Genomic DNA, 20,266 nt, shown 5'->3' with positions numbered 1-20,266 from the left:
AAATGTTCTACCGTCTATTGCTCGTCTGCGCACTGCTGATGGGGCTTTCCGCCTGTGTCCTTCCCCGCAACGGCCCGCCGCCGCCGGGAACGGAGGCCGATATCGCGGCGCTGACCCGTGCCATTAGCGGGCTCTCTCCCAACGTGGACCCCGCAGAGGCTGCCCGTGCAGCGCAGATCACCTACCGTCATACGCATGAACTGGCGATTGCCTATCAGATCACCGATCCGCCGCTGATCCATAACGTGAAGGTCAACAACGGCAGCAAGCCACGCGGTCTGTGTTGGCATTGGGCAGAGGATCTGGAGAAACGGCTGCTGGCCGAAGGATTTGCCACGCTCGACATGCACCGCGCCATTGCCAATGGCGACACGCGGCTGCTGATTGACCATTCCACCGCCATCATCTCGGCCGCAGGGGCACCGATGCAGGCGGGGATCGTGCTTGATCCTTGGCGGCAGAGCGGCGTGCTGTTCTGGTCCCCTGTCATGAGCGATCCGCGCTATGACTGGGAGCCGCGCGAAGAGGTTTTGCGGCGCAATGGGCGGGTCAGATATGTGCAGGCAGGGATGGAAGATTAAGGCATCCCGGCCCTTCCCCCGTAACGAAAAAGCCCCGCAATTTGCGGGGCTTTTTTTTTATTCTGCGGCCTTGGCAGTGTCGCCGTTGCCGTCGCTGCCATTGTCCTGCGGCTGCGCCTCTGCCGCTTTCGGCTTGGGCTTGCGGCGCGGGGCGCGTTTCGGCTTGGGCTTGCTCTCAGGCGTCTCAACCAGCGTGCTCTCATCGCTGTTTGTCTCTGCCTCAGCTGGCTGCTGCTGTTGCTGTGGTTGCTGCTGCTCAGGCGCGCTGTCCTGCGCAGGCTGCTGTTCCGCTTGCGGCTGATCGCCCTGCGGCTGGCCGCCTTGCTGTGCTTCGCGTTCCTGACGCTCGGCACGTTCGCGGTCGCGCTCGGCCTGACGCTCACGGTTCTGGCGTTCCTGCTCCTCGCGGCGCTGGTCAACCTCGCGCTGTGCTTCGCTCAGCAGACGTAAGTAATGCTCGGCGTGCTGTTGAAAGTTCTCAGCCGCCACGCGGTCATTGCTAAGCTGCGCGTCGCGGGCCAGCTGGTTATATTTCTCGATAACCTGCTGCGGCGTGCCGCGCACCTTACCCTCAGGACCGGAGCTGTCGAACACCCGATTGACGACATTGCCGCCGCCGCCACCATGTGGGGAGCGTTTACGATTGTTCTTCGACCGGGAGCGTGATCTGGGAGAATTCATGGAATGATGTCAGCCTTGTGTGCTGTGTGTCGTTTACCGGGGGTGCAAAGCACGTCATCGTCCCGGCTTAAGCGATATGTTGGGCATAATGCCGCGCGGGACCGCCAAAAGCATCCACCGCTGCAACACCTCTGACTAACCATGCCAGAAAGCCTTGAGCAAGAAGAAATTGCGATCCGACCTGCTAAAGACCCGAATTTTCGCGATTTCACGCCGGTTTATCTGCGCAAACCACTCGTGGGCGGCCATCCAGATCATGCGCCAGCGTCACCCGGCCCCAGCCCGCTTTGTTAAAGATATCTTGTACCGCCTCCCCCTGTTGCCAGCCGATTTCGACCATGACGCGCCCTTCGGGTGTCAGATAGCCCTGCGCCTCAGTGGCGATGATGCGGTAGATGCTCAGCCCGTCTTGACCGTCGGTCAGCGCCATTTCCGGCTCATGCTGGCGCAATTCGGGCGAGACATCGGCCATTTCCTCGGCGGCAAGATATGGCGGGTTCGATAGAATCAGATCAAATCGCCCTTCGACCGCGCTGAACCAATCAGACTGACGAATATCAGCACGTTCTGCCACGCCGTGCTGCACCGCATTGGCGCTGGCCTGTAGGCAGGCGGCTTCTGATAGGTCCACACCCAGCCCCGTGGCCTGTGCCCGTTCGGCCAACAGGGTCACGAGGATACAGCCCGATCCAGTGCCAAGGTCTAAGATACGGTCGAAATGGCTGCCGAGCGCAAGATCAACAAGCGTCTCTGTCTCTGGCCGTGGATCAAGTACATCGCGGCTGATGTTGAAATCCCGCCCGTAAAACGCCCGCCGCCCGATCAATTGCGAGACAGGCACGCGAACGGCACGCAGCGCGATCAGTTGTTCAAACCGCTCGGCCACGTCAGGCGCGATCTCTTCGGGCGCAATCAGCGTCACCCGCGCGGCATCCACGGCGGCGGCGTGGGCCAGCAAAAGCCGCGCATCCCGCGCCGGGTCGGGCACGCCTGCCGCGCGCAGCCGTCCAGCGGCAGCGGCCATGGCTTGGGCGGCGGTTTGCGGGCTCACCCCTCCATCTCCGACAGTTGCCGTGCTTGGGCGTCGGCGGTCAGCGCGTCGATGATTTCATCCAGATCGCCCTGCATCACGGCTTCAAGCCGGTAAAGTGTGAGATTGATCCGGTGGTCGGTCATGCGCCCTTGCGGGAAATTATAGGTGCGAATCCGCTCGGACCTGTCACCCGATCCCACCTGCGCCGCGCGGTCTGCCGAACGCTCACTGTCGATCCGGCCACGCTCCATGTCATAGAGCCGCGCTTTGAGCACCTGCATCGCCTTGTCGCGGTTGCGGTGCTGGGACTTCTCGGACGAGGTGACCACGATCCCGGTCGGGATATGCGTGATGCGCACGGCAGAATCGGTGGTGTTCACGTGCTGCCCACCCGCGCCCGAGGACCGCATTGTGTCGATCCGCAAGTCGTTTGCGTTGATCTCAATATCCACATCCTCTGCCTCGGGCAGGACCGCCACGGTTGCCGCTGAGGTATGAATGCGCCCGCCGCTTTCGGTTGAGGGCACGCGCTGCACGCGGTGCACGCCGCTTTCAAATTTCAGGCGGGCAAAAACGTTTTGGCCAGTGATATGGGCCACGACTTCTTTGACGCCGCCCAACTCGGTCATCTGGCTTTCGATCAGGTCAAACCCCCAGCCGCGCGCCTCGGCGTAGCGCTGATACATGCGCAGCAAGTCGGCGGCGAATAGGGCCGCTTCGTCGCCGCCGGTGCCGGGGCGGATCTCTAGCATCGCGGGTTTCGCATCGGCCGCGTCGCGCGGCAGCAGCGCCAATTGCAGCGCGCCTTCAACCTCGGGCAGTCGGGCGCGTAGACGCGGCAATTCCTCGCGCGCAAGCTCGGCCATCTCGGGGTCTTTCAGCATCTTTTGGGCTTCTTCAAGGTCGCGCTGAAGCTGCTGGTAAAGGTCGATTTGATCCACCACGGGCTTCAAATCACTGTATTCTTTGGCGAGAGCAGCAAAATCGGCCCCATCGGAGCCCGCAGACATGCTGGCCTCCAGAAACTGGAAACGTTGCGAGATTTGCGCGAGGCGGTGCATCGGGATCATGGGGTTCCTGTCGCTTATGCAAATGCTTTGGTCAAGAGGCGGCTTATGCTATCATGGGCTATGAAACACATCTTGCCGCTCACCTGCCTGCTGGCCCTGACGGCCCTGTACCCTGCATTTGCGGATGTCAAAGCGCCGGGCGGCAAGACGATTGATTGCTATTGCACCAACAGCACCGGCGACCGTGTGGAACTGGGTGAAACGATTTGCCTTCAGGTCGGAGGGCGCATGTTTATGGCGCAATGCCAGATGTCGCTTAACGTGCCAATGTGGCGCGAGGTGCAGCAAGGCTGCCTGTCATCGCGCCTCAACCTGAGCGAGCCAAGCATTGACCCGCTTGGCGTTGACGCCCAGATCTGACCGCCCAAACCGCGAGCGGCCATAGACCTCAATATAACGCGGACCTGCGCCGTAGACGCCGATGGTGGTGAAGTCGGGATAGCCCATCAGCTTGGTACGGGTCACGTAAGTGACCTGGCCCTCGGCCAGTGAGCCTGCGACGACTTCGGTACGCGGGGTCTGCATGATTGCACGGTCGAGCTTAGCCAATGTTTCGGCTTCGTCGCCTTCGACCGGGGCACGCCAGATATAGCTATTGGCCGCTTGGGTCTTGCCCATCTTTTGCCCCTCGGCCTGCACATGCCAACGCGCGGCTTCAATAGGGGCAAGCCGGACATAGGCCACCAGAGCGACGAGGGCGATCACGATGATCCAAAACAGCATTTTAAGCACCTTTCGAAGGTCGACAGGATGGCGCGACGGAAGGTGTCGCGGTGTGGTTGGCGGCCCTCATTTCTGAGAGCCGTCTGATCAATGTAGGGCTGAGGCTCACGCCGTTCTCATTCGGTGACCAAGCAGCGACAAGATCTCGGTCGCGACATGTGCGCCCGCAATCGCCGTGGCCCCGGTGGTGTCGAAGGGCGGAGAGACCTCAACCACATCGCCGCCCATGATGTTTATCCCCGCCAGATCGCGCAGCATGATCGAGGTCTGCGCAGAGGTCAGACCGCCCCAAACCGGCGTGCCAGTTCCGGGGGCAAAGGCCGGGTCCAGCGCGTCAATGTCGAACGTCAGGTAGCATGGCCGATCGCCAAGGATCTCCTTGATTTTGGCCACAGTCGCCTGCGGCCCCTTCTCATGCACCTCACGCGCGTCGATGATGTTGACGCCCATCGTATCTTCGTTGGTGGTGCGGATGCCGACCTGCACGCTGGTCGCTGGATCGACGATGCCGGACTTCACCGCCTTGTAGAACATGGTGCCGTGGTCGATCCGGTCCATGTCGTCGTCAGCCCATGTATCGGTATGAGCATCGAACTGTAACAGGCTGATCGGACCGTATTTTTCGGCATAGGCCTTAAGGATCGGGAACGAGATATAATGATCCCCGCCCAGTACGACCGAGGCCGCGCCTGCGTCCAGAATGGTCTTGATATGCGCGGTCAGTGCGGCGGGAAACTGGCTGACATGGCCATAATCAAACGCCAGATCGCCATAGTCCGCGATGGCAAACTCGCTCAGCACATCGAAATCCCAGCCATAGGGCGCGTCGGGCGCTTGCAGTGTGCTTGCCTCGCGGATGGCCCGGGGGCCGAGGCGCGTGCCGGGGCGATTTGTCACCGCTTGATCAAAGGGCACGCCGGTTACCGCGATGTCCACGCCGGTCAGATCCTTGGTGTATTTGCGGCGCAAGAAGGACGTCGCCCCGCCGAAGGTCAACTCATAGCTTGGCCCTTTGAGGTCCTCGCGGGTAAAGGCCATATCCATCTGCTTGGCCGCGTCTTCCAGTGCCATTATTTGCCTCCTGCTGGCTGTGCCCGTTCAACGATACGGGCGAAAAAGGATGCGCCAATGGGCGCGATCTCGTCGTTGAAGTCATATTCCGCGTGGTGCAGCCCCGCGCCCTCGCCTGCGCCGAGGAACAGATAGGCCCCGGGGCGTTTTTCGAGCATAAAGCTGAAATCTTCCGCGCCCATATCAGGACCACAGTCGCCGTGCACACGGGCCTCGCCCACCACTTCGCCTGCGGCCGCGATGGCGGTATCTGTCTTCGCCGGATCATTGACCGTGGCGGGGTAGCCCACCTCATAGACCAGTTCGGCAGAGACGTCATAGCTTGCCGCCTGCCCGTCAACGATTTGCTGCATCCGGCGGATCACCATGGCCTGCACTTCGCGGTCAAAGGTGCGCACGGTGCCGTTTATATAAGCGGTTTCCGGAATCACGTTGTCGGTTGAGCCAGTATGAATTTGCGTGACCGAGACCACCAAATCCTGCGTGGCGAGATGGTTGCGGCTGACGATGGTCTGGATCGCCGTCGCGATGCCGCAGGCTGCGACGACGGGGTCGCGGGTATCATGGGGCATCGCGCCGTGGCCGCCCTTGCCCTTTATGTGAACGTGAAACTCATCCACCGCTGCCATGAACGGCCCCGGCGTGGTGAAAAACGCGCCCTTTTCCAAACCTGGCATGTTATGGATGCCGTAGACCTGCGCGATGTCGAACCGCTCCATGATGCCTTCTTCTACCATGATACCAGCGCCGCCGCTGGCCTCTTCAGCGGGTTGAAAGATCAGCGCCACGCGGCCCGAGAAATTCCGCGTCTCAGCCAAATAGCGCGCGGCCCCCAGCAGCATCGTCGTATGTCCGTCATGCCCGCAGGCGTGCATCTTGCCGATGCGGGTGCTGGCGTAGTCCTTGCCCGTCGCTTCATGAATGGGCAGCGCGTCCATGTCGGCGCGCAGGCCAATTGTCGGCCCTTCGCCCTGCCCGTTGATGATTGCAACCAAACCGGTCGTCGCGATCCCATCGTGTATTTCATCAACGCCAAATTCCCGTAGCCGTTCCGCCACAAAAGCTGCTGTTTCATGACATTCCAAGTCCAGCTCAGGGATCGTGTGCAAATGACGCCGCCATGCAGTCATATCCTCCGCAAAGGCATTGATGCGGTTAACCACGGGCATGGGCTGGACTCCTTGGGGTGGGTTTGGTCAGGGTGCATCTGACACCAGACATACGGGGCCTGCAATGCCGGACGATACAAAAGCCGATCTCATTCACGATTCCGACGCAGGGATCGAACGACTGCTGGAAATCATGCGCCGCCTGCGCGATCCTGAAACCGGTTGTCCGTGGGACATCGAACAGGATTTCGACAGCATCGCCCCCTATACCATCGAAGAGGCTTATGAAGTCGCCGATGCCATCGCCCGTCGCGATTGGGTGGAATTGGAGGGCGAGCTGGGCGATCTGCTGCTGCAATCGGTCTATCATACAGCCATGGGTGAAGAAGCGGGGCATTTCACCTTTCAATCTGTGGTGCGCAACATCAGCGACAAGATGGTGGCGCGGCACCCGCATGTCTTTGGCGACGAATCCCGCGACAAAAGCGCTGAACAGCAGACTGTGGATTGGGAAAAGATCAAAGCTGCTGAGCGGGCGGGCAAAGCGCAGGGTGGCACGTTGGATGGGGTAGCGATTGGCCTGCCCGCCCTTCTTCGGGCGATGAAGCTGCAAAAACGCGCAGCGCGGGTGGGGTTTGATTGGCCTGAAACGACACAGGTGCTCGACAAAATCACCGAAGAAGCTGCTGAATTGGTAGAAGCGAAGGACGAGCTGTCGCAGACGGAAGTAGAGGAGGAATACGGCGATCTGCTGTTTGTCATGGCCAATCTCGGCCGCCACCTTGGGCTTGACCCCGAAGCCGCTCTGCGCGCTGCAAACGCCAAATTCACCCGCCGGTTTGAGGGGATCGAAACGCGGCTCGCGGCCATGGGCAAAACCCCGCAGGACAGTGATCTGGCCGAGATGGATGCGCTTTGGGATGCCGTGAAACTGGCGGAACGCGGCTAATCGCCGGGTCTGCGGCTGGACAAAGACATGAGCCTCCGGCAAGGCTCTGCCCCAAGCAATTTGACGAAAGTAAGCCCATGACCCCGCGCAAAATCATCATCGACACCGACCCCGGACAAGACGACGCCGTCGCGATCCTCCTTGCGCTGGCCAGCCCCGAAGAGATCGACGTTCTGGGCATCACATGTGTCGCGGGCAACGTGCCGCTGGACCTGACCTCGAAAAACGCCCGCATCGTTTGCGAATTGGCGGGGCACCGGGATGTAAAGGTCTTTGCCGGATGCGACCGCCCGCTGGGGCGTGCGTTGGTAACGGCGGAACATGTGCACGGCAAGACCGGCCTTGATGGCCCCGACCTGCCCGACCCCACCATGCCGCTGGCCGAGGGGCATGGCGTGGATTTCATCATCGAGCAGGTCCGCGCCCATCCCGCAGGCAGCGTGACCCTCTGCCCTTTGGGGCCGCTCACCAATATCGCGACGGCGCTGCAAAAGGCGCCCGATATCGCCGAGAAGGTGCAAGAGATCGTGCTGATGGGCGGCGGCTATTTCGAGGGGGGCAACATCACCCCCACGGCGGAGTTCAACATTTATGTCGACCCGCATGCCGCTGATATCGTTTTTAAATCCGGCATCCCCATCGTCGTGATGCCGCTCGATGTGACGCATAAGGCGCTGGTCACCAAACCGCGCAACGATGCCTTCCGCGCGATTGGCACGCCGGTGGGTGTCGCTGTGGCCGAGATGACCGATTTCTTCGAGCGGTTCGATAAAGAGAAATACGGCTCCGAAGGCGCGCCGCTGCACGACCCCTGCGTCACCGCCTATCTGATAAATCCCGACCTTTTCAAAGGCCGCCACATCAACGTCGAGATCGAAACCCAGTCAGAACTGACCATGGGCATGACCGTGGCCGACTGGTGGGGGGTAACCGACCGCGCGCCCAACGCGCTTTTTGTGGGAGACCTCGACGCTGACGGTTTCTTTGCCCTGCTCACCGAAAGGCTGGCTCGTCTATGAGCGCACATCTTACCCTTGGCATCCCCGAACATCTCGACAAGTTGGTTGGGCTGGTGACAGCATTCCACGCCGAAGCGGGCATTGAGATGAGTGATGACCAACGCAGGACCGGTCTTGCGCCCTTGCTTGAAGGGAGCCCTCACGGGGCGGCCTATCTGATCGGCCCCCCTCGTGCGCCGATTGGGTATGTGGTGATCTGTTTCGGCTGGTCAGTTGAATTCGGCGGGCTGGACGCCATCATTGATGAAATCTACGTCCGTCCCGGCGTGCGGGGGCGTGGGATCGCTTCGGAAACGCTGATTGCTCTGCCGCGCGCACTGGCTGCGGGCGGGTTAAAGGCCATACATCTCGAAGTTGACCGCACCAATAAGGCGGCGCTCAAAGTCTACACCCGCGCGGGTTTCCGCCCCCGCGAGGATCATATGCTTATGTCTCGGAAACTGTGATGCGTATTCCCTTTGATAACAGCTATGCCGCCTTGCCTGAGGGGTTCTTCTCCCGGCTGAACCCGACGCCGGTGAAAGAACCTAAGGTATTGGCATGGAATGCTAAATTGGCCGCAGAACTGGGGATCAAGGGCGACGACGTACAGGTGCAGGCGCAGGTTTTCGGGGGCAACGAAGTGCCCGAAGGCGCGACCCCTCTGGCGCAGCTTTATGCCGGGCATCAGTTCGGCAACTTCAATCCACAGCTTGGCGATGGCCGTGCAATCTTGCTGGGTGAAGTCATCAGCAGCGATGGCACGCGCCGGGATATTCAACTCAAAGGCGCGGGCCCGACGCCCTATTCACGCAGGGGCGACGGCCGCGCGTGGATGGGGCCGGTGCTGCGTGAATATCTGGTCAGCGAGGCAATGTATGCGCTTGGCGTGCCGACGACACGGGCATTGGCCGCTGTCGCCACAGGCGAGCCGATCTTGCGCGAAACGGGCCACCTGCCCGGTGCTATTGTCACGCGCGTTGCCGCCAGCCATCTGCGTGTCGGCACCTTTCAGGTCTTTGCCCATCGCGGCGAGGTTGAGGCGCTCAAGACCCTGACGGATTATGCCATCGCGCGGCATTACCCGGATGCGGATGGCCCACTTGGCCTGTTGCGCGCGGTCTGTGCCGCGCAGGCGGAATTGGTGGCGCGGTGGATGTCCTTTGGTTTCATCCACGGCGTGATGAACACCGACAATTGCAGCATTTCCGGCGAGACGATCGACTATGGCCCCTGCGCATTTATGGACGCGTTTCATCAGGGCCGCGTGTTCAGTTCTATCGATCGGCAAGGCCGCTATGCTTACGGCAACCAGCCGCAGATCGTGGTTTGGAACATGGCGCAGCTGGCGACCTCGCTCTTGCAGCAGATGGACGACAAAGAGACCGCCGTTGATGAAGCTACCGAGATCGTTCACGATATGCCCGAATTGATCGAAGCCGCATGGCTTCGCCGTTTCGCGGCCAAGGCTGGCATCTCTAACCCTCGGCCCGAGGATGTCGATCTGATCAATGAACTGCTAAGCCTGATGCAAACGGACGGCGCGGATTTTACCAACACGTTCCGTGCTCTGGGCACCGATCAAGCACGTGATCAGTTCACCAACCGCGACGCCTTTGACACATGGGCCGAACACTGGCGCGCTCGGATCAAGGATGAGCCGGACCCGAAGGCGGTCATGCAAGCGGCAAACCCCGCCGTGATCCCGCGCAACCACCGGATCGAGCAGATGATCGTAGCCGCCGTTGCGGGCGACATGGCCCCGTTCGAGCGGTTGATGAAAGCATTGTCGACGCCCTTTGACGAGACCGACCCAGAGTTGCAGCGCCCGCCGACCGAAGATGAGATCGTCCCGGCGACATTCTGCGGCACCTGAAGCCTAGCGCGCTCGGGGTTTGCGGTTGATCAGGTAGATCCCTGCCGCGACCAGTAGCAGGGCGAGCCAAACCGTAGGCCCAATCTCTTCAGACAGGATCAGCCAGCCCAGGAGCACCGCAAAGACGGGCGAGAGGAAGCTGAAGGACGCCACAGAGGCCGCAGGATAAACCGTTAGCAGCCAAAACCACGCCAGAAACCCAAAGCTCGCCACTGCGATGATCTGATAGGCGAGACCGGCCAAATGCACCGGCTCCACCCCGCGCAATAAGGGGCCAAAGAGCGGCGCGAGCAGCAAAAGCACCGGCGCTGAGATAATCAGTTGCATCATCAACTGCTGCGCGGGTGGCACTTTGGAAAGCGGTGTAATTCGAACGCAAAGCGCAATCCCGGCCCAGCAAAAGGCGGCGAGCAGTGCCAGCAGATCGCCCAGCCAGTTTGCGCCCTCGGCCCCGCCATCGCTCAGCGCCAGAGCGACACCGCCCATGGCCAGCCCCATGCCAAACAGACGCGCCCCGCTCAGCCGCTCGCCGGGCAGCCAAAGATGCGCCGCGATACCGAGCCAGACCGGCATGGAATAAAGCAAGATCGACGCGCGACTGACCGTGGTCAGATCCAACGCGAGGAAGAGGCAGACAAACTCAAGCGTGAAAAAGGCCCCCGCGGCCAGCCCGCCCATCAGCGCAGAGCGCGGCAGCGACAGGCTCACACCCCGAAGCCGCATCCAGATCAGCAGCAAAAACACGGCGCCGAGTGACCGCAATCCGGCCAGAAAGACAGGGTTGAACCCGCCAGTGCTTACTTTGATTACAACTTGGTTAAAGCCCAAATTTAGCGCAAAGAGCACCAAGGCCACAGCGCCAAAACCATCGATGTGCAATTTGCGTTCCATTCCGCCAGAAGCGCCATCCGGCCCGGATAAGTCAATGGCGCGCCGTGGTTTTCACAGCGCGCCATTGGATTGTTCAACTTCTAAGCGTCGGCTTAGGCTGCCTGTTGGCCGCCCGGCTTCCCGCCGCCACCACCGCGCCGACGACGACGGCCACCGCTTGGTTTGCCAGCAGCTTCACCGCCTCCGCCACCGGGACGACCACCGCCGCCACCCGGACGGCCACCGCGCCCACGGCCACGGCCTTTGGGTTTGGACGGCTCATCAATCACTTCCCAAGGACGGCCCGAGGCAACAGGAATCGAAATCCCCATAGTCTTTTGGATCGCCTTCAACTCGCCCATTTCATCCGGTGCACAGAAGGCCACGGCAGCGCCGTCTTTGCCCGCCCGCGCGGTCCGGCCAATTCGGTGCACATAGTTGTCGGGCACGTTGGGCAGCTCGAAGTTATAGACGTGCTTCACATCCGGGATATCCAGACCACGGGCTGCCACATCGGTGGCCACAAGCACGGTAATGTCACCGCCCTTAAAGCCCGCAATAGCGCGGTCACGCTGACCTTGGCTTTTGTTGCCGTGGATCGAGGCGGCGTCGAAACCGGCTTTGACCAACGTCTTCATCAGCTTTTCCGAGCCATGTTTCGTGCGGCCAAAGACCAATGCGCGCTCGCCTTTGTGTTTGGCCAGCAGTTCTTTCAGCAGTTCGGTCTTCTCGGCCTTGGCGATGAAGTGCACCTCTTGGGTCACCTTGTCCGCCGCCTTGCCCGGAGGCGAGACTTCGATGCGGATCGGGCTGTTGAGATAGCTGTTGGCGATCTCATTCATCAGCTTGGGCATGGTCGCCGAGAACAGCATCGTCTGACGCTCTTTAGGGATCAGGTTAGAGATTTTGCGCAGGTCATGGATAAAGCCCATGTCGAGCATCTGGTCCGCCTCATCGAGCACGAGGAAGGTCGTCGTGTCGAGCTTGACTGCGCGGCGATCCAGCAGGTCCAGCAGACGGCCGGGTGTCGCGATCAACAGATCGACACCGCGCTCCAGACGCTTGATCTGGGTGTTGATCGATTGGCCGCCAACAACCATTGCCACTTTGATCGGCGTGCCTTCGGCATAGCCGCGCAGGTTCACGGCGATCTGTTGCGCCAGCTCGCGAGTCGGGGCCAAGACCAGACCGCGCACGGAGCGCGGTGCGGGGCGGCCTTCAAGCTCCATCATCTGCGCGATAAGCGGCACACCAAAAGCCGCCGTCTTGCCGGTGCCGGTCTGGGCAAGGCCCATCACGTCGCGGCCATTCATGGCTTGGGGGATTGCTTGGCGTTGGATCGGGGTTGGATCTTTCAGACCCATTTCATTCAACCGGGCCACCAGTTTCTTCGGCAGGCCCATCATGTCAAAATCGCTCATTCGTTCACTTTCCGGCACGCAAGGCGCGCGCCATCCTTAGTCGCCGCGCCCAAGTCTGAGCGCCACGGGGTCGCGCAAGCCAGATCGCGGGCGTTGGCCACATGCCACACACCCGTCTGTTGCGCTTGGCCCCACGCGTGATTTTGGGAACATCGGCGGGCCTTGTCGTCAGCATCCAGTGGCCCCTTCGGGACTTGGCGCTGATACTGCTCACGCGGCAGAAGGCTTCGCTTGACCCCCACATGGGCTGTGCGCGGGCAAAAGTCAACCGTCGCGGTTCAATTGCGGTGGCGTCTGGCCGCGCTAGAATGTTAGGAACGTGGTCCGACGGACGAAGGGCGAAACGATGCGCAACCCGATCATCAAACGGTGCGAGGCCATGGGCCTGCGCATGACAGGGCAACGCCGGGTCATCGCGCAGGTGATTCACGACAGCGACGACCATCCCGATGCCGAAGAGCTGCTGGCCCGCGCCACTGTGATCGACAACGGCATCTCGATCGCCACGGTCTACCGCACGGTCAAGCTGTTCGAAGAGGCGGGCATCCTCGACAAATTGGAATTCGGCGATGGCCGGGCGCGCTATGAGGATGCGCAGCGCGAACATCACGACCACCTGATCGACGTGAACTCCGGCGAGGTGATCGAATTCGTCGATGCAGAAATCGAAGAGCTTCAGGAACGGATTGCGCGCAAGCTGGGTTACAAACTGCAAGGTCACCGCATGGAGCTTTACGGTGTGCCGATTAAAAAAGGATGACCCATGAGCGAACGTGACCGCCCCCTGCTGGCCGTATTGATCGACGCCGACAATGTTCCGGCCAAACATGCCGCTGCCATTATGCGCGAGGTCACAACGATTGGCGAGCCCGCCCTGCGCCGCGTTTATGGCGATTGGTCGAATGACCACCTTAAAGGTTGGAAAGCCCCCATCCGTGAGCTCGGTCTGGTGGCCCATCAAGAGACCGCGAACACCAAGGGCAAGAACGCCAGCGACATCGGGCTGGTCATTCAGGCGATGGACATTCTGCACAGCCGCCGCTTCGATATCATCGTGATCGTCTCGTCCGACAGTGACTTCACCGCGCTGGTGAACCGCCTACGCGAAGATGGGGTAACGGTCATCGGCATCGGCGAAAAGAAGACCCATGATTCGCTGCGCAACGTCTACAACCGTTTCATTCTGATCGAAAACCTCGACGGAGCAGAGCCGGACACAACGTCACGCGCCAGCGCCAAGGTGGCCGACGCCCTGCCCCTGTTCAAAGCGGCGATGGACAAGATCGACACCGAGGACGATTGGTACAACCTCGGTCAGATCGGCCAGACCATTCAGGCAGCGCATCCGGATTTTGACAGCCGGACATACGGCCATGGCAAGCTGAGCGCCTTGGCGGCGGACCTGAAAGCACTGGAGACGCGCAAGACCGGCAACCGGTTGATGGTGCGCCTGAAACCCTAACGCCTGCGTATCACTCGGCGGGACGCTTTTCGCGTCGGGACACGCGGGCGAGCATGGCGGGCAACAGCACGCTAAGCACGACCAGCCGCATAATGTGGCAGGCGGCGACAAATCCCGGCACGACAGCCAGCACAGCACCAAGCGCGATCATCGTTTCAAGCCCTCCGGGTGCAAACGCCACCAGCACATGACCGAGCGGCATGCCAAGCGCCCACGCCACAGGCACAGCGCCCAGACCCGCAAGCCCGACAGCAACGCCGGTAATCGCCAGCCCTGCACCAAGTCCGCTGACAAACCGTGCAGGCGTGATACCCGAAAACCGCGTGCCGATTAGACTGCCCAGCACCAGATAGGCGATGAGGGTCAGCCAGCCAGGCAAGACACCGGTTTCCAGCTTGGTCAAATGTGCGATGGCAGAGACGACCATTGCCCCCATCAGCAGTGGTGCTGGCACCGAAAGACGGGTGAAGATCAGCCCGACCACGACAGCAGCGGAAATCATCACCACGATAGTAATAACGCTCATTCCCGCGCCCACCGGGGCGATATTACCAGTCATGTCGACGCCCATCAGCAGCGCAGCAAAGGGCACAACAATGGTCAGCGCCAAAAGCCGGACCGACTGCGTGATCGAAATCCGCGCCACGTCCGAGCCACCATCGCTGGCAATCGCCATGACAAAACTCAGATGCCCCGGGGCCGAGGCCAAGAGCGCTGAACGCGCGTCAAAGCCAAAATACCGCGCCAGCATCCAGCGACAGGCGGCCATAATCCCCCAGATCACCCCGGTCATAAAGACAAAGGCCAGCGGCCAGCGCACCATGGCGTTGACCGCATCTTGGTTAAAGCCTGCACCTACGGCGATGCCCAAGACCACAAAACAGGCGTCCCGCAGGCGCGGATCGACTGCCGTGCGCACACCGGCGAGCCCAAGACCACTTACCGCGATCACCGGCCCCAGCAGCATATAGACGGGCGCGTTAAGCCACCAAAACAGCAGCGCGCCGAGCGTGCCAACCCCAAGGGTTAGCACTGTGTCGCGCGGGGCAAGGGAACGGGTCGGCCATCTCATGCCATAGGGCTAGCATCGCGTCGCAGCGGGCGCCAGAGCCACACGCATGACGCGCATTCTGTGCTCTTGCCCTTTGTTCGCAAAAGGTTCATGCGCGGCTGGCAATACCGCGGGTGAAAGGACGAGATCATGGACAATTTGCGCGGCGCAATGCTGATGGTGCTGGCCATGGCCGGTTTTGCCATTGAGGACATGTTCATCAAACTGACGAGCGATGCGCTCCCTGTGGGTCAGATCATTGCCCTTTTAGGTGCGGGCGGCGGGGCAATCTTTGCCGTGGCCCTGCGCATTCAGGGGCGACGGTTATTTTCTGCTGATATGCTAACCGGCCCCATTCTGCTGCGCGCTGTGGGTGAGGTGCTGGGCACACTGTGCTTCGTCACCGCAATCGTGCTGACACCGCTCTCTTCGGCCTCTGCGATCCTGCAAGCTACACCGCTGGCCGTGACACTTGGTGCGGCGCTGTTCTTGGGCGAGCCGGTCGGTTGGCGGCGTTGGAGCGCGATTGTTGTCGGCTTCCTCGGCGTGCTGCTCATCGTGCGCCCCGGGTTGGAGGGGTTTAACGCGCTGTCACTTTTCGCCGTAGCCGGTGTTATCGGCCTTGCCCTGCGCGATCTGGCCACGCGCAAAGTCCCCCGCAGCATCAGCTCCATGCAACTAAGCTTTCTCGCCTTCATTGTACTGGTCCCGGCAGGTCTGATCTTAATGCTCGCCGCTGGCACCCCCGCCGAAATGCCCGGTGGGGCAGAGATGATCTATCTAGGCGCGGCGATGGTGATTGGCGTGTTGGCCTATTATGCCATCGTTGCTGCGATGCGGGTGGGTGAGGTTAGCTTTGTCACACCGTTTCGCTACATGCGGATGCTCTTTGCGCTGGTCGTGGGGATCATGGTTTTTGACGAATCCCCCGATACGCTGACGCTAGTCGGTGCCGCGATCATCATCGCCTCGGGCGTCTACACCCTCTTGCGTGAACGCAAAATCACTCCCCGGCCGCGCCGCGGCCTTTCCAAGCCGGGCCTGCCGGGGTAAACCGCCCCAAACCGGAACATGAGGACAAAGCCCATGAGCACGATCATCGACATCCACGCCCGCGAAATCCTCGACAGCCGGGGCAACCCGACGGTCGAAGTCGACGTTATCCTCGAAGACGGCACAATGGGCCGCGCAGCGGTTCCCTCCGGTGCCTCCACAGGCGCCTATGAAGCGAACGAGCGCCGCGATGGCGACAAGTCCCGCTACATGGGCAAAGGTGTGTTGGAAGCCTGCGCCGCCGTGAACGGTGAAATCGCCGAAGCGCTGGTGGGGATCGACGCGACCGAGCAGGTCGAGATCGACGAGATGATGATCGAACTCGACGGGACCGAGAACAAATCCCGCTTGGGCGCGAATGCTATCTTGGGCGTGTCGATGGCCGCCGCCAAGGCCGCCGCAGATTACTGCACACAGCCGCTCTACCGCTATGTTGGTGGCACCACCGCCCGCGTCCTGCCGGTGCCGATGATGAATATCATCAACGGCGGCGAACATGCCGACAACCCGATCGACATTCAGGAATTCATGATCATGCCGGTCGCTGCGGACAATATCCGCGAGGCCGTGCGCATGGGTGCCGAAGTTTTTCACACGCTGAAGAAAGAGCTTTCCGATGCGGGTCTCTCGACCGGGATCGGCGATGAAGGTGGCTTTGCCCCCAACATCAGCTCTTCCCGCGATGCGCTTGATTTCATCCTTAAGTCGATCGAAAAAGCGGGCTACAAGCCCGGCGAAGACATGTACCTCGCGCTTGATTGCGCGGCGACCGAGTATTACAAAGACGGCAAATATGTCCTCTCCGGCGAGGGCAAAACCCTATCGAGTGAAGAGAACGCCGACTATCTGGCGGCCCTTGTGAACGACTACCCGATCATCTCCATCGAAGACGGCATGGCCGAGGATGACTGGGACGGCTGGAAAGCCCTGACCGAAGTGTTGGGCAACAAGGTGCAGCTGGTCGGCGACGATCTTTTCGTGACCAACCCTGCGCGTCTGTCTGACGGTATCAAGCGCGGCTGCGCAAACTCGATGCTGGTCAAGGTCAACCAGATTGGCACACTGACAGAGACGCTGAAAGCCGTCGATATCGCGCATCGCGCGGGGTACACCAACGTCATGTCGCACCGCTCGGGCGAGACTGAGGACGCCACCATCGCAGACCTTGCCGTGGCGACCAACTGCGGCCAGATCAAGACCGGGTCGCTGGCGCGTTCCGACAGACTGGCGAAGTACAACCAGTTGATCCGTATTGAGGAAATGCTGGGCGAGACCGCACAATACGCGGGCCGATCGATCCTGCGCGGCTGATGTCTGAGATCGCCATTCGCCCTGTCACCACCGCTGCGGATCTTGCGGCGGTGGTTGATCTCTGCTGGGCCTACCGCGACTTCCTCTACAACTTCGGCCCCACCGAGCAGCGGATTGTCGAGACGTTTTACCCTGAGGAAAAATACAGCGCGTTGATGGGCCGTCTGGCAGAGGAACACGCCCGCCCGCGTGGGATCATCCTGCTGGCCGAGCGTGATGGCGAACCTTTGGGCTGCGGCATGTCCCACGCGCTGAGCGATACAGAGAGCGAGATTAAAAGGGTCTTTGTGACCGATGCCGCCCGTGGCACAGGTGCGGGCCGTGCAATCTGTCAAAGGCTAGTTGATCAGGCGCGCGCGGATGGGTTTGAAAAGGTCTATCTCGACACCTCCATCGCCTTCGCGCCCGCCCGCGCGCTCTATGCATCGTTGGGGTTTGTTGAGCGTGGTCCCTATCAGCCGATGCCAGATTTTACACGCGAAGCGATTTGTTTCTATGAACTACCGTTAAGCGACGCGCCAGCAAACGCTTTATCCACCTGAACAGTTATACCCGGCTGACAGTGCCACCGCCTACAGCTGCGCGCACGCCTGTCGTGCCGGGGCAGGACGTCGGCAATTTGCGCGCCACGCGGACGGCGAGATAGGCAAAGGCCTGCGCCTCTAGCATGTCGCCATCAAGACCGATCTCTTCGACTGCCGCCACCGGGGAATCAAGGCTGACATCCAACATGCGCATCAGAACCGGGTTATGCCGCCCGCCCCCGGTGACATAGACCCGCTCGGGCGGGGCCGGGCAGTGCTGCATCGCCTCGGCCACCCCAGCGGCGCACATGGCGGTGAGGGTGGCACAGGCATCGGCGTCAGACAGTTCACCGACCAAGGCCACCATTTCCGCAAAGTCATTCCGGTCGAGGGACTTGGGCGGCATACGCGCGAAGTAAGGCTCAGCGAGGAAGAGTTCCAAAGCGCCATGCTCCACCCTGCCCCGCGCCGCCAGCTTGCCGCCTTCATCGAAGTCGAGGCCAAGCCGGGCCTGCATCAAATCATTAATTGGGGCATTCGCCGGACCGGTATCAAAGGCCAAGAGCGCGCCCTCTTGCTCGGGCCGCGCAATACGCGGGTCAACCCATGTCAGGTTGCCCACGCCGCCGAGGTTCAGAAAGGCCACCGGTGCGGTCTTTCCTGAATAGCGCGCACAGGCATGGTGAAAGAACGGCGCCAAGGGCGCGCCTTCGCCGCCCAATTTCACATCGGCGCTGCGGAAATCCCAGACCACGGGCAAACCGATTTCTCGCGCCAATAGCGCCCCGTCCCCCACTTGCAGCGTGCCCTGCATCCGGGGCGCATGGGCAAGGGTCTGGCCGTGGAAGCCGACAAGCTCAACGGCAGGCTCATCCTTCAACAGATCATCCAACAGTGCCAGATGCGCGGCCTCGACCGCCTGCGCCGCCGCCTCAACCTCGGCCCCGTGCCATTTGCCGAATCCGGCGGCAATCACCCGGCGATCCTCGGCCGAATAGCTGCGGTAGGCGCTTTTGCCAAAGCTGGTAATGTCATGCCCGTCGGTGCGCAAGATAGCCGCGTCCACCCCGTCTAACGAGGTGCCCGACATCATTCCCAACGCTGTCACCACACCGGTTCCGACATGTTGCCTGTGCAGGACCCTATTCATGGCCTTTTCCTTTGCCGCTCGTGCGCATATAGATTGCCGCGCAACACAGTTTTGAGGCAAGTCACCATGACATACCATCCCAAATCGGAGTTCATCCACACGATGATGCAGCGCGGCTTTCTGGCCGATTGCACCGATTATCAAGGGTTGGACGAAGCCCTCATGAAAGGCGCGGCGCCGGCCTATGTAGGCTATGACGCCACGGCCAAGTCACTGCACGTCGGTCATCTGGTTAATATCATGATGCTGCGTTGGCTGCAGAAATGCGGCGGCAAGCCGATCACCCTGATGGGCGGCGGCACGACAAAGGTGGGCGATCCGTCGTTCCGCTCGGATGAGCGCCCCCTGCTCACGCCCGAGGCGATTGACGACAACATCGAAGGCATCCGTCAGGTCTTTGCCCGCTACCTTGATTATGGCGAGGGCGCGAGTGATGCGCTGATGCTCAACAACGCTGAATGGCTGGATAACCTAAATTACCTTGATTTCCTGCGTGACATCGGGCGGCATTTCTCGATCAACCGGATGCTCAGCTTCGAGAGTGTGAAATCGCGCCTGGATCGCGAGCAATCGCTGTCGTTCCTCGAATTTAACTACATGATTCTACAGGCCTATGACTTCATGGAGCTACACCGCCGCTATGGCTGCATCTTGCAGATGGGTGGCTCTGATCAGTGGGGCAATATCGTCAACGGGATAGACCTAACGCGCCGCGTGATCGACGGAGAGGTTTACGGCCTGACTTCGCCGCTCTTGACCACCAGCGACGGCAAGAAGATGGGCAAATCGGCGGGTGGTGCTGTTTGGTTGAACGGCGATATGCTGAGCCCTTATGAGTTCTGGCAGTTCTGGCGCAATTGCACCGATGCCGATGTGGGCCGTTTCCTCAAGCTTTATACTGAGCTGCCGGTCGACGAATGCGACCGTCTGGGCGCGCTTGCGGGGTCCGAGATCAACGAAGCGAAAGTGCGTTTGGCCAATGAGGTCACCGGCCTGCTGCACGGCGAAGAGGCTGCGCGCAATGCCGAAGCCACGGCGCGCGAAGTCTTTGAAAAGGGCGGCGTGGGCGATGACCTGCCCACCCTGACCCTCTCGGCAGCGGAAGTGGGCGATGGCATCTCTATCGTGCAGCTGATCGTGAAATCTGGCCTTGCTGGCTCCGGCAAAGAGGCCAAGCGCTTGATTTCCGAAAATGGCGCGCGGATTGATGATCAGCCGCTGACGGATGCGGGCATGATGCTTGATGCGGGCGCGCTGTCGTCTCCGATCAAGCTGAGCGCTGGCAAGAAGCGCCATGCTTTGGTGCAGATCGGCTAAAGGTTAATGGGGGCTG

At 61.0% G+C, this 20,266-nt stretch carries 22 protein-coding genes; 12 read left to right on the top strand and 10 right to left on the bottom strand.

Features of this window, described 5'->3' with window-relative positions; genetic code table 11:
• Positions 1–2: 2 nt before the first annotated feature.
• A complete protein-coding gene (locus WNY61_RS15895; RefSeq protein ID WP_342852430.1) occupies positions 3–581 on the top strand; it encodes a hypothetical protein in 579 nt (192 codons plus the stop codon).
• 57 nt (positions 582–638) lie between these two features.
• On the opposite strand, the gene WNY61_RS15890 is transcribed toward WNY61_RS15895, so the two are convergent.
• The 3 genes from WNY61_RS15890 to prfA all read right to left on the bottom strand — a co-directional run bounded on the left by WNY61_RS15890 (position 639) and on the right by prfA (position 3,365).
• The gene (locus WNY61_RS15890) at positions 639–1,262 is read right to left on the bottom strand and encodes a DUF4167 domain-containing protein (RefSeq protein ID WP_342852429.1); all 624 of its coding nucleotides are present in this window, start codon (positions 1,260–1,262) and stop codon (positions 639–641) included.
• Positions 1,263–1,470: 208 nt separating this feature from the next.
• Positions 1,471–2,313: a peptide chain release factor N(5)-glutamine methyltransferase gene (gene prmC / locus WNY61_RS15885; protein ID WP_342852428.1), complete on the bottom strand. Its 843-nt coding sequence runs from the start codon at positions 2,311–2,313 to the stop codon at positions 1,471–1,473.
• Positions 2,310–3,365, bottom strand: a complete 1,056-nt coding sequence (gene prfA / locus WNY61_RS15880; protein WP_342852427.1) for a peptide chain release factor 1 — start codon at positions 3,363–3,365, stop codon at positions 2,310–2,312. The genes prmC and prfA overlap by 4 nt, the downstream gene beginning before the upstream one ends.
• 60 nt (positions 3,366–3,425) lie before the next feature.
• Between prfA and WNY61_RS15875 the strand changes: the two genes are divergently transcribed.
• Positions 3,426–3,725: a hypothetical protein gene (locus tag WNY61_RS15875; protein WP_342852426.1), complete on the top strand. Its 300-nt coding sequence runs from the start codon at positions 3,426–3,428 to the stop codon at positions 3,723–3,725.
• Here WNY61_RS15875 and WNY61_RS15870 read toward each other — a convergent pair.
• From WNY61_RS15870 to WNY61_RS15860, 3 genes are all read right to left on the bottom strand, one after another.
• On the bottom strand, positions 3,663–4,088 hold the full coding sequence (locus tag WNY61_RS15870) for a DUF1499 domain-containing protein (RefSeq protein WP_342852425.1): 426 nt from the start codon (positions 4,086–4,088) through the stop codon (positions 3,663–3,665). The genes WNY61_RS15875 and WNY61_RS15870 overlap by 63 nt on opposite strands.
• 105 nt (positions 4,089–4,193) lie before the next feature.
• Positions 4,194–5,159: an agmatinase gene (gene speB, locus WNY61_RS15865; RefSeq protein ID WP_342852424.1), complete on the bottom strand. Its 966-nt coding sequence runs from the start codon at positions 5,157–5,159 to the stop codon at positions 4,194–4,196.
• Positions 5,159–6,328 carry a M20 aminoacylase family protein gene (locus WNY61_RS15860; RefSeq protein WP_342852423.1) on the bottom strand — a complete coding sequence of 390 codons (1,170 nt, stop codon included), beginning with the start codon at positions 6,326–6,328 and terminating at the stop codon, positions 5,159–5,161. Before WNY61_RS15860 ends, speB begins: the two co-directional genes overlap by 1 nt.
• A 64-nt stretch (positions 6,329–6,392) precedes the next feature.
• On the opposite strand from WNY61_RS15860, the gene mazG reads away from it, so the two are divergent.
• The 4 genes from mazG (at position 6,393) to WNY61_RS15840 (ending at position 10,091) form a co-directional block, all read left to right on the top strand.
• Positions 6,393–7,217: a nucleoside triphosphate pyrophosphohydrolase gene (gene mazG / locus WNY61_RS15855; RefSeq protein WP_342852422.1), complete on the top strand. Its 825-nt coding sequence runs from the start codon at positions 6,393–6,395 to the stop codon at positions 7,215–7,217.
• Between the two features lie 77 nt (positions 7,218–7,294).
• The gene (locus WNY61_RS15850) at positions 7,295–8,236 is read left to right on the top strand and encodes a nucleoside hydrolase (RefSeq protein ID WP_342852421.1); all 942 of its coding nucleotides are present in this window, start codon (positions 7,295–7,297) and stop codon (positions 8,234–8,236) included.
• Positions 8,233–8,682 carry a GNAT family N-acetyltransferase gene (locus tag WNY61_RS15845; RefSeq protein WP_342852420.1) on the top strand — a complete coding sequence of 150 codons (450 nt, stop codon included), beginning with the start codon at positions 8,233–8,235 and terminating at the stop codon, positions 8,680–8,682. Before WNY61_RS15850 ends, WNY61_RS15845 begins: the two co-directional genes overlap by 4 nt.
• Positions 8,682–10,091 (top strand): YdiU family protein, encoded by a 1,410-nt coding sequence (locus WNY61_RS15840; protein ID WP_342852419.1) that lies wholly within the window; start codon positions 8,682–8,684, stop codon positions 10,089–10,091. The genes WNY61_RS15845 and WNY61_RS15840 overlap by 1 nt, the downstream gene beginning before the upstream one ends.
• Before the next feature lie 3 nt (positions 10,092–10,094).
• Here the strand turns inward: WNY61_RS15840 and WNY61_RS15835 are convergent, their stop codons facing one another.
• Positions 10,095–10,982: a DMT family transporter gene (locus WNY61_RS15835; protein WP_342852418.1), complete on the bottom strand. Its 888-nt coding sequence runs from the start codon at positions 10,980–10,982 to the stop codon at positions 10,095–10,097.
• 92 nt (positions 10,983–11,074) lie between these two features.
• Positions 11,075–12,382 (bottom strand): DEAD/DEAH box helicase, encoded by a 1,308-nt coding sequence (locus WNY61_RS15830; RefSeq protein ID WP_342852417.1) that lies wholly within the window; start codon positions 12,380–12,382, stop codon positions 11,075–11,077.
• A 346-nt stretch (positions 12,383–12,728) separates the two neighbouring features.
• On the opposite strand from WNY61_RS15830, the gene WNY61_RS15825 reads away from it, so the two are divergent.
• Both WNY61_RS15825 and WNY61_RS15820 read left to right on the top strand, forming a co-directional pair.
• Positions 12,729–13,142 carry a Fur family transcriptional regulator gene (locus WNY61_RS15825; RefSeq protein ID WP_342852416.1) on the top strand — a complete coding sequence of 138 codons (414 nt, stop codon included), beginning with the start codon at positions 12,729–12,731 and terminating at the stop codon, positions 13,140–13,142.
• Positions 13,143–13,145: 3 nt separating this feature from the next.
• A complete protein-coding gene (locus tag WNY61_RS15820; RefSeq protein ID WP_342852415.1) occupies positions 13,146–13,844 on the top strand; it encodes an NYN domain-containing protein in 699 nt (232 codons plus the stop codon).
• Between the two features lie 10 nt (positions 13,845–13,854).
• On the opposite strand, the gene WNY61_RS15815 is transcribed toward WNY61_RS15820, so the two are convergent.
• The gene (locus tag WNY61_RS15815; protein ID WP_342852414.1) at positions 13,855–14,916 is read right to left on the bottom strand and encodes an AbrB family transcriptional regulator; all 1,062 of its coding nucleotides are present in this window, start codon (positions 14,914–14,916) and stop codon (positions 13,855–13,857) included.
• 129 nt (positions 14,917–15,045) lie between these two features.
• On the opposite strand from WNY61_RS15815, the gene WNY61_RS15810 reads away from it, so the two are divergent.
• Genes WNY61_RS15810 through WNY61_RS15800 form a run of 3 tightly spaced genes read left to right on the top strand, consistent with a single transcriptional unit; the run spans position 15,046 to position 17,801 of the window.
• Positions 15,046–15,948 (top strand): DMT family transporter, encoded by a 903-nt coding sequence (locus WNY61_RS15810; protein ID WP_342852413.1) that lies wholly within the window; start codon positions 15,046–15,048, stop codon positions 15,946–15,948.
• A 33-nt stretch (positions 15,949–15,981) separates the two neighbouring features.
• Positions 15,982–17,259, top strand: coding sequence for a phosphopyruvate hydratase (gene eno, locus WNY61_RS15805; RefSeq protein ID WP_342852412.1), 1,278 nt, complete (start codon positions 15,982–15,984; stop codon positions 17,257–17,259).
• Positions 17,259–17,801, top strand: a complete 543-nt coding sequence (locus WNY61_RS15800; RefSeq protein ID WP_342852411.1) for a GNAT family N-acetyltransferase — start codon at positions 17,259–17,261, stop codon at positions 17,799–17,801. Before eno ends, WNY61_RS15800 begins: the two co-directional genes overlap by 1 nt.
• 4 nt (positions 17,802–17,805) lie before the next feature.
• Here the strand turns inward: WNY61_RS15800 and WNY61_RS15795 are convergent, their stop codons facing one another.
• Positions 17,806–18,933 (bottom strand): anhydro-N-acetylmuramic acid kinase, encoded by a 1,128-nt coding sequence (locus WNY61_RS15795; protein WP_342852410.1) that lies wholly within the window; start codon positions 18,931–18,933, stop codon positions 17,806–17,808.
• 66 nt (positions 18,934–18,999) lie between these two features.
• Here WNY61_RS15795 and tyrS point away from each other — a divergent pair, with 66 nt between their 5' ends.
• Positions 19,000–20,250, top strand: coding sequence for a tyrosine--tRNA ligase (gene tyrS / locus WNY61_RS15790; protein ID WP_342852409.1), 1,251 nt, complete (start codon positions 19,000–19,002; stop codon positions 20,248–20,250).
• The last annotated feature ends 16 nt before the right edge of the window (positions 20,251–20,266 follow it).

Origin of the sequence: Sulfitobacter sp. AS92 (assembly GCF_038900015.1) — a bacterium.
GTDB lineage: Bacteria > Pseudomonadota > Alphaproteobacteria > Rhodobacterales > Rhodobacteraceae > Sulfitobacter.
This window is presented reverse-complemented; position numbering and strand designations above follow the sequence as displayed.